Below are 13941 nucleotides of genomic sequence, written 5' to 3' on the forward strand. Positions count from 1 at the left end.
GCGGCCGGACGAACCCGTCCGAGGCCCGGCCGCCGGGCCCGGGAGCCACCCGGTTCCCTCTCCCCCACCGCAGCAGTCACCGTCCCCGACCGCACTCATCCGCCGGAGGTCCCCGTGTCGGACCGCACCACCCCGCGCTCACCGCAGAGTCCGTACAGAACGGCCCTCGCCGCACTGTCCGGAACGTCCATCGAGTGGTACGACTTCTACGCCTTCGCCACCGCGGCGGCCATCGTGTTCGACGACGTCTTCTTTCCCGCCGACATGCCGGCGTCGCTGCGGACCATCTCGGCCTTCGCCACCTTCGCCGTCGGCTTCCTGCTGCGCCCGCTCGGCGGCATCGTCTTCGGTCACATCGGTGACCGGGTCGGCCGAAAGAAGACCCTCGTCATCACCCTGTTGATGATGGGAGTCGCCTCGTTCGCGATCGGTCTGCTGCCCACGTACGAGCAGGTCGGGGTCCTCTCCCCCATCCTGCTGATCGTGCTGCGTTTGATCCAGGGCATCGCGATCGGCGGCGAGTGGGGCGGCGCCGTGCTCATCGCCGTCGAGAACGCTCCCAAGGGCAAGGCCACCTTCTTCGGCTCCTTCGCCCAGCTCGGTTCGTCCGTCGGCGCGCTCCTGTCGACCGGCATGTTCAGCCTGATGAACCTGTTCGGCGACGAGGCGTTCGACAGCTGGGGCTGGCGCGTGCCGTTCCTCGCCTCCGCCGTCCTCGTCGTGATCGGCCTGGTGGTCCGCGCCAAGCTGGAGGACTCTCCGGTGATGGCCGAGATCCACGCCGAACAGATGAAGAACGAGCAGCAGAAGGGCGGGCAGGGGAAGAAGGGTGCGGTCAGCAAGCTCCCCGTCGCGGAGGTGCTGCGCAAGGACTGGAAGACCGTCCTGGTCGGTGTCTTCGCACTCGCCACCGCGACCGGCGGCTACTACGTCGTGACCAGCTACCTGCTCGCGTACGGCACCGACGACCAGCACCTGTCCGAGTCGATGCTGCTCAACGGCCTCACCCTCGCCGCGTTCCTGGAACTCCTCGTCACCCCGTTCCTGGCCCTGCTCGGCGACCGGATCGGCGCGCACAAGGTCGTCGTCGGCGGCCTCATGGGCGTGGTGCTCCTGTCGATACCGCAGTTCATGGTCATGGACACCGGCAGCGTGGTGCTGATCTATCTGACGATGCTCGCCATGCGGTTCGTGATGTCCGCGCTCTACGGGCCGATGGCGGCGATCCTCGCCGACGGATTCGCCCCTCACGTCCGCTACACCGGCATCTCGCTGTCGTACCAGGTCTGCAACCTCGTCTTCGCGGGCTTCGCCCCGGTCACCGCCGTGTGGCTGTCGTCGCTTGCGGGTGGCGCGTACTGGCCGCCTGCCGCCGCGCTGATGGTGATTTCCGCTGTCGGCATCTGGTGCACGCTGCGGCTGCGTACGTATCACCAGCAGCGCGTCTTGGCAGAACAGCCGGCCGCCGCATCGGAGCGGGTGCCCGTCGGCGCCTGATCCGCTGCCCGCACGCCGTGGGGCCGTCCCGAAAGGGGCGGCCCCACAACGTTTCTCAGCGCACTTCTTGGGCGTGGACCATCGTCTGGCCGACCGACGCGGCCTGCCGTCGGTGAGCGTGACGCGCAGGTGGACAAACGTGCCCGCGGGGGGCGTCGCCGGGCACGACGACCCGCCAGGTCCCGTGCAACCGCTACATCCGTGCCGGAAGCCAGTCGGTGACCGCGTCCGTGGCGGTCTGGTCCCCGTAGGCGTACTCGACGCGCCCGTTCTCCAGGGCGCCCGGGTCGCCCGCTCCGTCCACGACCGCGCCGACACCGATCGTGGTCGCCTCACCTGAGTGCGTGCGTGCGGGCGACCGGCAGGGATGGGTTGGCTGCGGCGCCCTCTGCGGTGCGGGGGTCGGCGAGGAGGGCCTCCAGTGCCTGCGGTGACAGGCTCGGGTTGGCTGCGGCTGCCCGACGCACCGAATTGTCGGGGTCTTCCACCGGCGGGTTGGGCAGCGCGGGATCGGCTGCGGCCAGGGCGCGTACCTGCGGATCCGGGTGGCCGATGAGGTGGGTCATGCCGGTGCGGGGGAACGCAGGCAGGGTCAGTAGGTGTGGGCGGTGGGCCGGGCGGGTGACGAAGACGTCCAGGAGAAGGTGTGGTGGGGCCAGGGGGTGGTGGCAGGCCAACCGGATCCGTACGTCCTCGTCGTCGTCCTGCGCGAGTGTCGCGACGAGTTCTGCGGGCAGGCCGGGCCAGCTCGCCGCAGCCCGGCGGAGCACCGGTTCCTCGGACGCCGCGCAGGCAGCGAACCAGCCGGGTGACGGCCGCAGGGCGGGCTCGGTGATCGGGCAGGTGCAGTCCGGGCCGTGGGCGATGATCCTGTGGATCATGTCGTACTCGACCCAAGTGCGGGAGAAGGGGTGGAGGCGTGCCCGCCCCCGCACGTTCTCGTCAGGGTCTTCCCTCAGCTCCGCGACCAGGTCCGGCCCCAGGTCGGGCCGGGGGGTGACCAGCGCGCGGACCCCCGCCTCGGGATGGCGGGCGAGCCGGGCGACGGCGTAGGCCGGGGCGTGTCGGTTTCGGGCGAGGGGGCGCACCGTGCCCTCAGCGAAGCACTGCTCGACGAGCGCGGGGGACAGGGCGCACATGCCGGACACGAAGGGCTTGCCGCGCGGCTCGTAGGACGGCGGTCGGGCCTCCACTTGTTCCGGATCCAGCACCCAGCTGTGGTCTTTCGCCGCTTCACGGACTGCGGGGTCTGGATCGTCGAGCAGCGCCGCCCGCTGTGCCGGGGTGAGCGACCCCCAACTCCAGGTGGGCCCGTATACGGAGTTCGGGGTGCTCGCGGTCGGCCAGGGAATGGCGGAAGGACAGCGGGATCTGCCGGGACGATTCGAGCACCTCGATGATCTCACCTGCGGTGAGTCTGCCGTCCTCTCCCCCATCCTGCGCGGTCAGCAGAGTCACGAGAATGTCGTCCGGCAGCGGCCGGACCCATCGGGGCCGGGACCGGGGGCCGTCGGCGAGCCAAGCGCGGACGAGTCCCGACGGGTCCGTCGCCAGGGGGGCGAGCCGCGCCGGGTCGACGTACAGGTTGCGGGCGAGCGCGCTGCGGACGGCTTTGATCGGATGGCGCAGGGCCGCGTCGATGACGGCGTCGGGTAGGTCGCGGCCCTCGCACATCAGCGGGCCGGCCTCACCGGCCGCTTGATCCATCAGGCGTATCAGTGCGTCGGAGGGCGCCGCCGGATTGAAAGTGAGTCCACGCAGCCACAGTTCATGCAGAGAGTCGGACACCGCATCATCCTGCCACCTAGTCTCCCGAACCGGGCCGCCCGGCGCCTACCACGTCGGCGCTCACCAGCTGGCTCCCGGGGCGTGCCGCTGCCAGTTGGACGGCCTTGAGTTCCGCGTCGTTGAACGTCAGGTTCACCCGTCGTGTGCGTGGTGCGGAGGTGAGGCGTTCACGTCGGCGGGTGCCGCTGGAAGGGTCCTCGATTCCCATGGATGACTGCTCCTGGATAACGCCCGAAGGGCCCGTCGTATCGGTAGGGTCCTGCGGTTCAGTCAGCCCGTACTGTTCCAGTACGTACTAACTGGCTGCCAATTTCGTTTGCTGAAGCGGTGCGCCCGTGGGCCGGGGAAACAGTCGCGGCGACACCGGACAGTGGCCCACGGCAGACAGTCCCACGGGCATGGCCGGGCACACGGGCACGCGCACGGCCCCGTTTCTGTTGACCCGCACCACACCCCCCGAACCGACACCACCACACCCCACCCTGCCTGTCCCAGACACCCACACACCCCACAAAGAAGCGACGACCACCCCCGCCTGAACCGGCACCAGCACCGTTCCTTCCTGCCGCACACGTCGGCGGCGGTGGACCACTTCCCGGCCCCAGGGGGACGGTGAGGGAGAGCGCGAGACGGCAGTCCCCTGGAGGTAACGGGGCCGTCGTGCCAGGGCTCGTAGAGGATCTTCGCGTCGAGGTCGCTGAGGACATCAGGTGGAGGGGCCGGCGGTGCGATCCGTCTTGGTTCCGCCAGGTCGCGGTGCGGTTGCCGGGGTGGATCGCGTTCATCTGGTCGTAGGTGAGGACATCCATGCGTGGGGCGAGGGTGCAGTGCGCAGGGGCGATCCGGCGCAGGGCGTACGGTCCGCCGAGGCGGGGGTTGGTACAGGCGTGATCGCTTCGCCAGTTCGACGCCAGCTGCGTTGTGGACGTAGGTCGCTACGCGGCCGAGCATTCGAGGATGCGGCCGTCGCTGGTGCCGATGAGCAACCGGCAGTTGGCTGTGACGGTGAGGGCGGTCGGTACGGCGGAGACCGCGCCCACGGTGAGGTACTGCCGCCAGCGCACGGCGCCGTCGTCCAGGTCTAGTGCGACCACCTCTCCATCGTCGTACCCGACGTAGACGGTAGCCGCGTCGGCATCCAGTGCGGTGGCTTTCCGGTCGGTACGGAACACCCACCGCGGACGCCCATCGGTCGTCTCTCGCCGGACGACGAACGACCCGCCGGGCTGAAGCCCTTGGCCGTGGTACACGGTCCCGGCGTGGACCAGGGTTCCGTCCGCGGCCTCGATGCCGGGACCACCCAAGTGTGTCTCGCGGGGCTCCCAGGAGTACGGGAACATCCACTGGGCGGAGGGTTCGAGAGGTTCGACCGGTCGTGCGGTCTCGGGCCCTTGCAGGTCCATGGCCATGAGCCAGCGCTCTCCCTTGTGGGGGTTCCGTGCGCCCGGAGGCTGGAGGGTCGACTGGAAGTAGATGCGGCTTCCACCCCGTATGGGAAATCGGCTGCGAGCACCGTTGCGTCCGTCCGGTGACAAGGCCGACCGACCGTTTGCACAGCGCACCAGCGAGACGAACGACGACGGGACGATGCTGTCGAGTTGTTTCCCGTCAGCGAGGGAGAGCCGGACGACGGACTGCGGAACGGATTCGCGCATGCCGGGGCGACGTATGAGCCCGACCCACGCGGATCCTTCGTCCGTAGCGACAACGATCTCGCGCCCACCCTCCTCGTCCGGAACCATCCAGGCTCGCTCTCCCGAGGGCAGCCAAGATTCCAGCTGCACCCCGTCGAGCGTGGCCAGGATCCGGCCGTCCGAAAGTGCCTCGACCGCGCGAACATTGCGGCGCGATTCCCAGCCAGCGCTCAGCTCCGCGACCATTTGATGGGCAACTCCGCTGCCATCAGGACGCGGCGCCGGCACTCTCGGGCCGGCCAGGTCACGACCGGTGAGAGACTTGGCAGGCACAGCGGTCCAGTCCGGTCTGCGTACCACGGCGACATGACCCTCGACGCGTGCGGTCTCATCCTCCCAGTCGTCAGGCGGCGCCATCACCACCCGCAATGCCTGTTCGTCGAGCCATTCCAACTCCAGGACCTGGCGACCCAGCGCGTGCTCGATGAGCGATGTGGCCGTGCCCGTCTCCAGGTGCAACAGGAGCAGCTGGCCTTCGAAGAAATAGCCGCCGTCGTAGCGGCCGGTGCCGACCGCGAGCAGCGGAAGCGTGGGGTGGAAAGCCATAGCGTGCACTGGGTAAGGCGAGCGGACGAGGGCGTAGCAGGCCAGGTCACTCGTGCCGTACACACCGACGGCTGCGGTGCCGCCGAACTCGTACCTGCCCGCCACGGCTAGCAGGCCACGCCGCTTGTCGGCGGTGGCCAGTACAGGGTCACCGATCTCGGCGAAGGAACGGTCGCCGAAAATCCGGTCGACGGAGAGCGGGATGGTCATAGCGTCAATCTTCGCAATATCCAGGAGATCATCGGGAACCTGGGCCCATGCCCAAAGCCTCGGCTCACGCTGACACGCCAGATGTCGCCGAGCACTGACATTCCCATGTCGCCCGACACGACCAGCCACCGTCTGAACCATCGCCACCATCGGTCACGCACGGCGGCGGTGGACCACTTGCCGGCCACGGGGTACGATGAGGGAGAGCACGAGAGGACAGCCGGCCCCTCGCCGAAACAGCCCCCGGCCACGCATCTCAGGCCTGCCGAGATGGCCGCAGGAGTGCAGCGGCGAGCACGGCCCCTGATGCCTTCTGTCCACACGGTCCACGTCTGGTCGGCTGTGCGTCGGAGGAGGCATCCTCGACGAACCCAGGGCGGTGGCCGGCCCGTACGGGGCGGGCGTCATCCGACATCACGAGCAGGCTCGCAGCGCACACGCCCGTGAGTGCCCGGCGGGGCGAGGAGCAAGGGTCAGTCTGTTCCGGCGCTGCCGTTGAAGCGTTGGAACGGGGCCGGCAGGAACTGCTTCAGGAGCACCCGGGCCGCGGTCGCGTTCTTTAGTTCGTCGCGGCCGAAGCGGAAGACCTCGTAGCCCCTGATTTGCAAGTCCCGACCGCCGGCCCGTCTCCGCGTACTTCGCGCTGTCGGGGGCACGGGCCGTGGTCCCGGGTGCAGTGCTGGGGCCCGTCGGCTTCGGAAGCATGGCGCCGACGCATTCGTGGCGCAGCGGGCGCAGGGGTGGCGTGTTTCGGGATGCTCGTGGCGAAACTGCGAGCCTGTCGGCGACGGGCACTCAATGGGGTGGACCTGTGCCGTGCGCGGAACCAGTCATACGGCGCAGGGGTTGCCCGTTCATGAGCAACGAGAGCACGGTCACGATCGAGATCCGAGGCCACGAGAGGGCCGCACTCGAAGCCGCCCACCGCATCTCCGGCCTGTTCCCGACCACCGGCCCATGCCGACTCCGCCGCACTCCCGGCGAGGGGGACGTACAAGTCCTCGTCTACGCGGATGTTCACCCAAACAAGACCTTCACGCCGTCACCGCCAGCCTCGCCCTACCCTACAGCTCAGGCATCGTGGAGGGACACGTCGACAGAATCAAAACGATCAAGCGGCAGATGTACGGTCGTGGTTCGTTCGCCCTGCTCGGAGCCCGCATTCTTCTTGAGTCATGGCCATAGGCGTCGCCAAACAGCGGCAGCAGCCGGCATGCTCCTCCCCGCCCGGTCATGCACCTGGCCGGGAGGGGAAGATGACGGGCATGAACATCGAACAGGCTTTCACGGAACTCGGGAGTGCCGAGGAGGTGCCTGGCCTGCCCATGGCCTGGCGATGGTCGCCCATGTCGCGTTTCATGTTCTCCCTCGCCATGGACACTGACGGGCGGTGGGCCTACCAGATGAACTCGCTGGACGTCCACGACGAGGGGCTGACCAAGGCTGTTCTTGAATTTGCGAGGCAGCATCGGCTCGGGCGCGGACCGGACTCCCGACCTTTCACGATTGCCGCTGGCTTCTCCTTTGGGACCTACCGGTTCGACGCGGTGGCAGCGGCTGCACCATCCGTGCACGGCTACCACCGTGGGCGGAACGAGGCCCTGAACGAGGTCGTTTCAGCGGTCTTCCCGGCGTGCCAGTGCGAGTTCCGCGGGGACGAAAGCCCGGATGAGGCCCTTCTGCGGTTCAAGCGGATGCTGCGGCCGACGATCATCTCCCGGTCCCCGGTTCCGTACTTGCGGATGCGTTACGAGAACACGCGGACCGAGGGAGGCAGCGTGGGCCCGTCGCGTGGGTTCACCACACACGACGTGCTGCTGCGGGAACTCAGGCTCCTCGAAGGCGCACCGGGAAGCTTCGTTGAGTTCGAGAACGCCTCTGGCCAGGTGTGGAACGTCGAGTGGAACGGTTCGTGGCTGGTGAACGGCACAGCCCAAGATGCAGCGCCCTCCGAAGGCTGGGTGGCATCGGCTTTGGGATGTCCGTAGAAGTCTCGACGGCCTCCGTCCCCCTCCAGGCGTAGCCATCACGGAAGCGCGGTCAGAACCAAGAGCGGTACGCGCTGTAGACCCGTGGCACATGCCGCCATAACGTCCCTGCACGGTCAGGGCTGCCGGATTCGGGGGCGGTGCGCGCATGGGACGCACTGGAAAGCTTGGACGATCGCTGGATGGGGTCGGCGCTGTGCCGGGCGGTGGACGCGAATGATCTGTTCGTCGAGGGCGCGGCGCAGAACCGGGCGAAGACGCTGTGTGGCGGTTGTCCGGTGAAGGCCGAGTCTCTGGCGTACGCGTTGGACGGGCGGGTCGAGTACGGCGTGTGGGGCGGGATGACCGAACGCGAGCGCCTCGCGCTGTTAAAGCGCCGGCCCACTGTCCGGTCGTGGGGACAGCTCCTGGACGCCGCCAGACGCCAGCGCGACGGGACGGCGGCAACGGAGCCCCGGTCCGCGTGACCCGTGAGCCGCCAGGGACCTGGACCGAATGGCCCAGGGTGCGCTGGTCCTGTCGCCCTCGGGAAGTGACGGGACCAGCACACCGCCGAGTGGCACCCGTCCTGTGAGGTGTCCGTAACGACCGTACGGGCCGGCTGCGCTCCCGAGCGGTTTCTGATGAGCCGACAGGGCAGAAGTGAGCCCAGTCGGAGCCGGGCAACGCCACGGCGCCGCGGCAGTCTGCGCAGGATGCCCGGCCGCTCACTCGTATGGGCGGTACATCGGCCGCGGGCGAACCGGGATCGCGGGCAGCCTCGTCCCCTGGAGTGTGCGCATCATCCCGTGCGACGCGCCCAGCCCGGTCCCGGCGACGGAGCCATGGGGTGATCTCACGAGTGGCGGCCTGTGCGATCGCGCTTCCCAGCCCTGCCCACTACACAGACCGCGGCCGTCTAGACCGTTCCCGCATGACCCGCTACCCGAAAGGGCCCCTTCTGCGAGCCGTACCGTACGCACCACCACTCTCTCGTCCGTCGTACTCGCTCTCATGGCTATGGCCACTCCGAGCCAGGCCGCTTCCACCACCGGTGCTCTGATGATCACGCACGTGCGGCCGAACGCCGCCGGAGACGACACCCGCAGTGGGACACAGCTGAACGTCAACGGCAAGTACTTCATCATCAAGAACCTCACCCGCCGGACCGTCAACCTGGGCGGCTTCATCCCCAGCATCACCACGAACACCTACGGACGCGCCCTGACCTCCTACAACCTGCCGGCCGGAGCCAAGGCATACGTCCACACCGGCAGCGGCCGCCACTACCGCGACCGCACCGGCGCCCACCACATCTACCGCGGCTACGCCCGCCACGTCCTGCTCAACACCAGCACCGCCAAGAACCCCGACCTGCGCCTGAAGAGGCCCGGCAGCCGCGACAACAACACCGCCACCGGCAGCATCACCACCTGTAACTGGAACACCGCCCGCGACGGCATCACCTACACCTGCTGACACACACCCGAACAAGCCCAGCAGGGCAGCGCCGGCCTCCCCAGCCGCTCCCGGACGCGACTCGAAGGGCAAGCCTCCGCGCACCGCACGCACGCCACCCGCCGGAGCTGTCTCGTCCACGCCCCGATACCCGGCTCTCTCAGGCCACGATCACATTGCGGGGCAAGCGTCGGGCGTGCGGTCAAAGAGGGCCCGCGTGCCGGTGTGTTCGAGGAGGGAGCGGATCTGGCGGGGCAGGCGTCCGACGAGGACGAGGCGTCCGGCGCCGGCGCGGGCCATGAGCGTTGCGTGGAGGAGGGAGGAGTGCGCGAAGGCAACTTCGGACAGGTCCAGCCGGACGAGTCCGGTGCCGCCGGTACGGGCGTCGGCCAGGGCACGGCGTAGGCAGCCGATCGAGTCCTGGTCGAACTCCGGCCCTTCTCAGCAAGCTCAAGGATCGCGACGCACTCGACATGCTGGGTCACAAGAACCAGGCCTAGGCAAAGCAGGGTAAAGAAAACCACAGGTCAAGAGTGCGCGAGACGCAAAACGGGCGCGAGATCAATGTGCGTAACGGGTGCGACGGGTGCGACGGGCGATGCCTGAGGCACGGCGGGACGGCATCCAGGGCCCCGTGCCGCAAGCGAGGCGTGTCCGCGTATCTGGAGAGGGCGGCGCGACGGCAGATTGAGCGAGGCGATCTGGGCGGGTTGATCGCCGACCTCGTACAATCCCACGGCCCGGCCGCCCCGGAAGCCGGCACAGTCAAACCCGCCAAGCTGACTGACGGCACCTCGTCCCGCGCCAGGGCGGCTGCGCCAGTGGCGCGCTCATCCTGGACAGCGAGGGCCCCCGGCTGTGCGGTGCGATCGCGAGGTCCACGAGTGGCTCACCTCCACCCCCGATGCCGATCTTCCAGTGATCGGCCGCGGTGCTCGTTGAGGTGACCCATCCACGGATCACTGACGCCGCCCTGAAATGGAGGCTGTCCCGACTGCATGTCGACCCCGTCACCCAAGCCCTCGCTCAGACCGCCGCCCGTCTGCTGCGCACGGCTGGCCTGCACGGGACTTGTACGCCATCGACACCATTCTCCGCGCTACCGCCCTCGCCCAGCCGGGCCGCGTCACCATCCTGACGTCCGAAGTCGAGGACATCGCCATGCTCACCACCGAGCACCCCCGCGCGACCGCCGAGAAGATCTGACAGCCCGCCCAGGGGCATCGCACCGCTCACGTCGGTCCGGCACCTGGACCGGCTTGACGGTGAGCGGAGCGCGGGCGTCAGAGCCCCAGGTAGTCCGCGAGCTCGCCGTAGTCGACTTGCCAGAGGCCGGGTGAGCCCTTCGGGTACTGCGAGCGGAAGCCGATGAGGCCCTGAACCCGCGGTGAGAGGGTCCTCGCCTGTTCCAGGTCGACCAGGAAGGGGTAGGCCTCCTCGCCCACCAGGAAGCCGGGGTTGAGCGCGAAGGAGACCGCTCGCCGATACTCGTCCTTCGTGACGTTGGCCCCACCACCGTGGGCGGTCTTTCCGCTGAAGAACAGGGCATCGCCGGGCCTCATCTCGGCGGGAATCGTCTGGGCGGGAGTCCCCCGGTCCTCGAAGTCGGACCAGGTGTGACTTCCCGGGATGACACGGGTCGCACCGTTCTCGTCGGTGAACTCGCTCAGGGCGATGAGGAAGTTGACGGCCACCTCCGGGCCTGCGGGCCCCATGCCGACGAACGGGTACCAGTTCTCGAGGTCGCGGTGGAGGATCTGCGCCGCGTTGCCCGGACCGATCTCGATCACTTGGGCCGTAGTCATCCAGTACGTGCCGGACTCCTCCAGGAACACGGCGTCCGCCAGGGCGTGCACGAGGTCGTGGTCGACCACCTCGCGTCCGAAGGTTTCGCTGCGCGTGACGAGGTTCGTGAGCCGCTTGGTGTTCCGTCCGTGGAATTCCGCCGCGAGCTCGTCGTCGTGCTTCGAACCGGGGCTCAACTCCTGGATGGCCGGCTCGATCTCCCTGTTGAGCCGATCGACCTGGTCTCGGTCGAGCAACCCCTGGATGATGACCCCGCCGTCCTCGCGGAAGATGCCGAGGATCTCGTCGATCGGCGCCGAACTCGCGATGGTGCGTAGCCGGGCGGTGTCGGGTTCCGACATGACGACTCTCCAACTCGTCGCTGGGGGGAGGGTGTCGAACGGGGAGGTGTCGGCTCGTGGCGTCTCCTCGCCGGCCACGGGCCGGCGCCCGAAGGATCCGGTCGACGACTCTTCGGCCTTGGTGGCCTGGGCCCACGATCTCGCCCGGGTGTGGCACGCTTCCACGCCAAGTCGCCCTGAGTTCCGCCCTCACCAGGTGAAACATGCACCTGGCGGCGCCGTCGCTCCGGCCGAAAACTGAGGCGCCGCTGCGGAAGGCGCATGTGCGCCCAGCCCCCGGCACTCACGTTCCATCCATGCGCGACTGTCGTCAGGCGTCTGTCTGAGCGCTCACCGTTCGGCCGTCGCTGGCCGAGCCGGGCATGCACCGCCAGGACCGTACAAGGGTCCACGCGTCGCCTGACCCCGTGCGGACGGGCTCTTTGGTGTCGGTGATCCGCATGGAACCTGACTGCTCCGTACCTGCGACGCCCCGCACTCTGCGTCAAGGCTCGTCCCGCGGCCTGTTCCCAACCCCGGAGGTTCCGTGTCCCCTCACTCCCCCCTGCCCGCGCCTGCGCCCTCCCGGGCACAGGGATCGTCGATGGACGACGGGCAGTGGCAGCACGCTGCGCGGTCCCGCGAGCACGCGCAGCGCTCTCAGCGCGACTTCCTGACCGCCAACGGTGTCCCCCTCGTTGTCGGCGTCTACTTGTCCACCTTCACCGACGTACCCGCGACACCCGTATGCGGACAGGTCACTCTCGGACTGCTGTGGGGCCTGTTGCAGTGCGGACTGCTCGTCGCCACCGCCTGGCGGTACGAGACTCGATCCACGCGTGAGTGCGATCCCTACGAGGAGTCCCTGCTCTCACGCCGCCCCGCCACCGCCACAACGTTCGACGCATTCAGCGTCGACAGTCCATCGGCGGTGCGTCGATGAGCACTCACGCTCTGAGCCCGGGAATGGCCGCCTGGATCGGCGCGGAGGCGAGAGCCCCCGTGATCATGGCTTTCCTCGTCTTCATCGGCTTGTCCCTCCTGTGGCTCATCACTCTCACGACCAAGGAGGACGATCCGGAGAAGCTCTACCTGGCCGGCCGATCGCTCTCCCCCCGGTTCAACGGGTTCGCCATGGCGGGCGAGCAGATCTCGGTCATCACTCTGATGACCGTCCCGGGGGCCATCGCTCTGTTCGGATACGACGGGTACACCGCCGCCATCGACGGCCTTATCACCCTCGGCATCCTGCTGCTGCTCTCTCAGAAGATCCGCGACAGCGGCCGTTACACGCTCGGAGACCTGTTCAACCTGCGCGCCTGGGGAACGGCTCCTCGTATAGCCGCAGCCGTGATCACGTTGACAGTGACGCTCCCCTTGATCATGATCCAGCTACGGGCGGCAGGGGTCATTACCGCGCTTCTGCTCGGTATGTCGACCGGCCAGGTCCAGGTGCTTTGCACGGTACTGCTGGGGTGTCTGGTCGCATGCTTCGCCGCGGTGAGTGATCTTCGGGGCACGAGCTTCATGCAGGTCGTCAAGGTGCCGCTTACTCTGCTGACGCTGGCAGCGGTCACGTTGCTGGCCCTCGAGAAGTTCGACTGGAGCCCCGACGCGCTGCTGTCGGCCGCGGTGAGCAACAGCGTGGCTCCTGACGACTACCTGGAGCCCGGGCTCTGGGCCTTCTCGACGAACCTGGAGCCGCTCAACACGCTGAGCGGACACGTGGTCGTCATCCTGGGCACCGCCGTGATGCCCTACCTGATCCTGCGTGTCAGCGCATCGCGGACGGGACGCGCGGCTCGCCGTTCCGTCAGCGTCGCCACGGGGCTGGTCGGCCTCTTCGTCCTGCTGCTGACGACGACCGGCTTCGCCGCGGCGGCTGTGGTGGGCAGCGACGACATCCGTGCCGTCGATGCCATGGGGCAGGCCTCTCCGATCCTGCTGGCCGCCGGCGTGCTCCCCGATCACTCCACCTCGCGCACCGTGCTCATCACCGTCGTGGCCTGTGTCATCTTCCTGGCCGTGCTCACGACCGTGACCAGTGTCGCTTTCGCCGCCGCGGTCTCCTTCGCCCACGATGTGTTCTCTCCGATGGCCATGTGGGCCGGGCGTTCGGACACGAGCGCGGGAGAGGTACGGGCGCTGCGGCTGGGGGTTGCCGTCCTGTGTCTGGCGGGCCTCTCGCTGGCCGCCGTCACCCATCGGTACCCAGTCGAGTTCCTGGTCACCTTCGCCACGTGTGTGGCCGCCAGCTGTATCTTCCCCGTGCTGGTCCTCTCTTTCTTCTGGCGCGGGTTCAACCGTCGCGGGCTCTTGTGGTCCGCCTACGGCGGACTGTTTCTGTGCGTCGCGCTGACGGTTTTCTCTCCCACGGTCTCCGGGACCCCTTACGCGGTGTGGCCTGACGCGGAGTTCGACTGGTACCCGCTGCAGAACCCGGGTCTGGTATCTGTCCCTGCTGCCTTCTTCCTCGGGTGGCTCGGCAGCTGGACGTCGCCGAAGGGTTCCGCACGCGATGTCGAGCACGCCGAGTACCGCGCCCTGACGGGAGGCGAGATCAGAACCACCATGAGGGGCTCCGAGTAGCCGCTGAGCCGTCAGCCCGTGGCGGTCTCCTCCCACTCGCCGGCAGCCGCCGGCGGAGTACCACGA

General features: G+C 68.4%; 12 protein-coding genes and 1 pseudogene. 8 read left to right on the top strand and 5 right to left on the bottom strand.

What is annotated here, in order from left to right:
• The first annotated feature begins 114 nt into the window (after positions 1–114).
• Positions 115–1497, top strand: coding sequence for an MFS transporter (locus tag ABT129_RS30780; RefSeq protein WP_351908153.1), 1383 nt, complete (start codon positions 115–117; stop codon positions 1495–1497).
• Between the two features lie 332 nt (positions 1498–1829).
• On the opposite strand, the gene ABT129_RS30785 is transcribed toward ABT129_RS30780, so the two are convergent.
• From ABT129_RS30785 to ABT129_RS30800, 4 genes are all read right to left on the bottom strand, one after another.
• Positions 1830–2690 carry a hypothetical protein gene (locus tag ABT129_RS30785; RefSeq protein ID WP_351908155.1) on the bottom strand — a complete coding sequence of 287 codons (861 nt, stop codon included), beginning with the start codon at positions 2688–2690 and terminating at the stop codon, positions 1830–1832.
• A gap of 40 nt (positions 2691–2730) precedes the next feature.
• Positions 2731–3204, bottom strand: a complete 474-nt coding sequence (locus ABT129_RS30790; protein WP_351908157.1) for a hypothetical protein — start codon at positions 3202–3204, stop codon at positions 2731–2733.
• 1016 nt (positions 3205–4220) lie between these two features.
• A complete protein-coding gene (locus tag ABT129_RS30795) occupies positions 4221–5735 on the bottom strand; it encodes an outer membrane protein assembly factor BamB family protein (RefSeq protein WP_351908159.1) in 1515 nt (504 codons plus the stop codon).
• A gap of 473 nt (positions 5736–6208) precedes the next feature.
• Entirely contained in the window at positions 6209–6343 is a 135-nt protein-coding gene (locus tag ABT129_RS30800; RefSeq protein WP_351908161.1) for a hypothetical protein, read from the bottom strand.
• A 657-nt stretch (positions 6344–7000) separates the two neighbouring features.
• Between ABT129_RS30800 and ABT129_RS30805 the strand changes: the two genes are divergently transcribed.
• From ABT129_RS30805 to ABT129_RS30825, 5 genes and pseudogenes are all read left to right on the top strand, one after another.
• Complete coding sequence (locus ABT129_RS30805) at positions 7001–7723, top strand: hypothetical protein (protein ID WP_351908163.1); 723 nt, start codon at positions 7001–7003, stop codon at positions 7721–7723.
• Positions 7724–7905: 182 nt separating this feature from the next.
• Entirely contained in the window at positions 7906–8190 is a 285-nt protein-coding gene (locus tag ABT129_RS30810; RefSeq protein ID WP_351908165.1) for a WhiB family transcriptional regulator, read from the top strand.
• A gap of 574 nt (positions 8191–8764) precedes the next feature.
• The gene (locus tag ABT129_RS30815; protein ID WP_351908167.1) at positions 8765–9181 is read left to right on the top strand and encodes a lamin tail domain-containing protein; all 417 of its coding nucleotides are present in this window, start codon (positions 8765–8767) and stop codon (positions 9179–9181) included.
• 204 nt (positions 9182–9385) lie between these two features.
• The gene (locus ABT129_RS38125; protein WP_502981965.1) at positions 9386–9565 is read left to right on the top strand and encodes a hypothetical protein; all 180 of its coding nucleotides are present in this window, start codon (positions 9386–9388) and stop codon (positions 9563–9565) included.
• A 427-nt stretch (positions 9566–9992) separates the two neighbouring features.
• A pseudogene (locus tag ABT129_RS30825) lies at positions 9993–10366 on the top strand (DNA-binding protein).
• 77 nt (positions 10367–10443) lie between these two features.
• On the opposite strand, the gene ABT129_RS30830 reads toward ABT129_RS30825, so the two are convergent.
• Positions 10444–11307: a phytanoyl-CoA dioxygenase family protein gene (locus tag ABT129_RS30830; RefSeq protein ID WP_351908169.1), complete on the bottom strand. Its 864-nt coding sequence runs from the start codon at positions 11305–11307 to the stop codon at positions 10444–10446.
• Positions 11308–11890: 583 nt separating this feature from the next.
• Here ABT129_RS30830 and ABT129_RS30835 point away from each other — a divergent pair.
• Together ABT129_RS30835 and ABT129_RS30840 are read left to right on the top strand one after the other, a co-directional pair.
• Positions 11891–12229: a hypothetical protein gene (locus ABT129_RS30835; protein ID WP_351908171.1), complete on the top strand. Its 339-nt coding sequence runs from the start codon at positions 11891–11893 to the stop codon at positions 12227–12229.
• A gap of 23 nt (positions 12230–12252) precedes the next feature.
• A complete protein-coding gene (locus tag ABT129_RS30840) occupies positions 12253–13875 on the top strand; it encodes a sodium:solute symporter family transporter (RefSeq protein ID WP_351908173.1) in 1623 nt (540 codons plus the stop codon).
• Positions 13876–13941 lie beyond the last annotated feature (66 nt).

This window comes from Streptomyces sp. NPDC002057 (assembly GCF_040296665.1).
Taxonomy (GTDB): domain Bacteria; phylum Actinomycetota; class Actinomycetes; order Streptomycetales; family Streptomycetaceae; genus Streptomyces.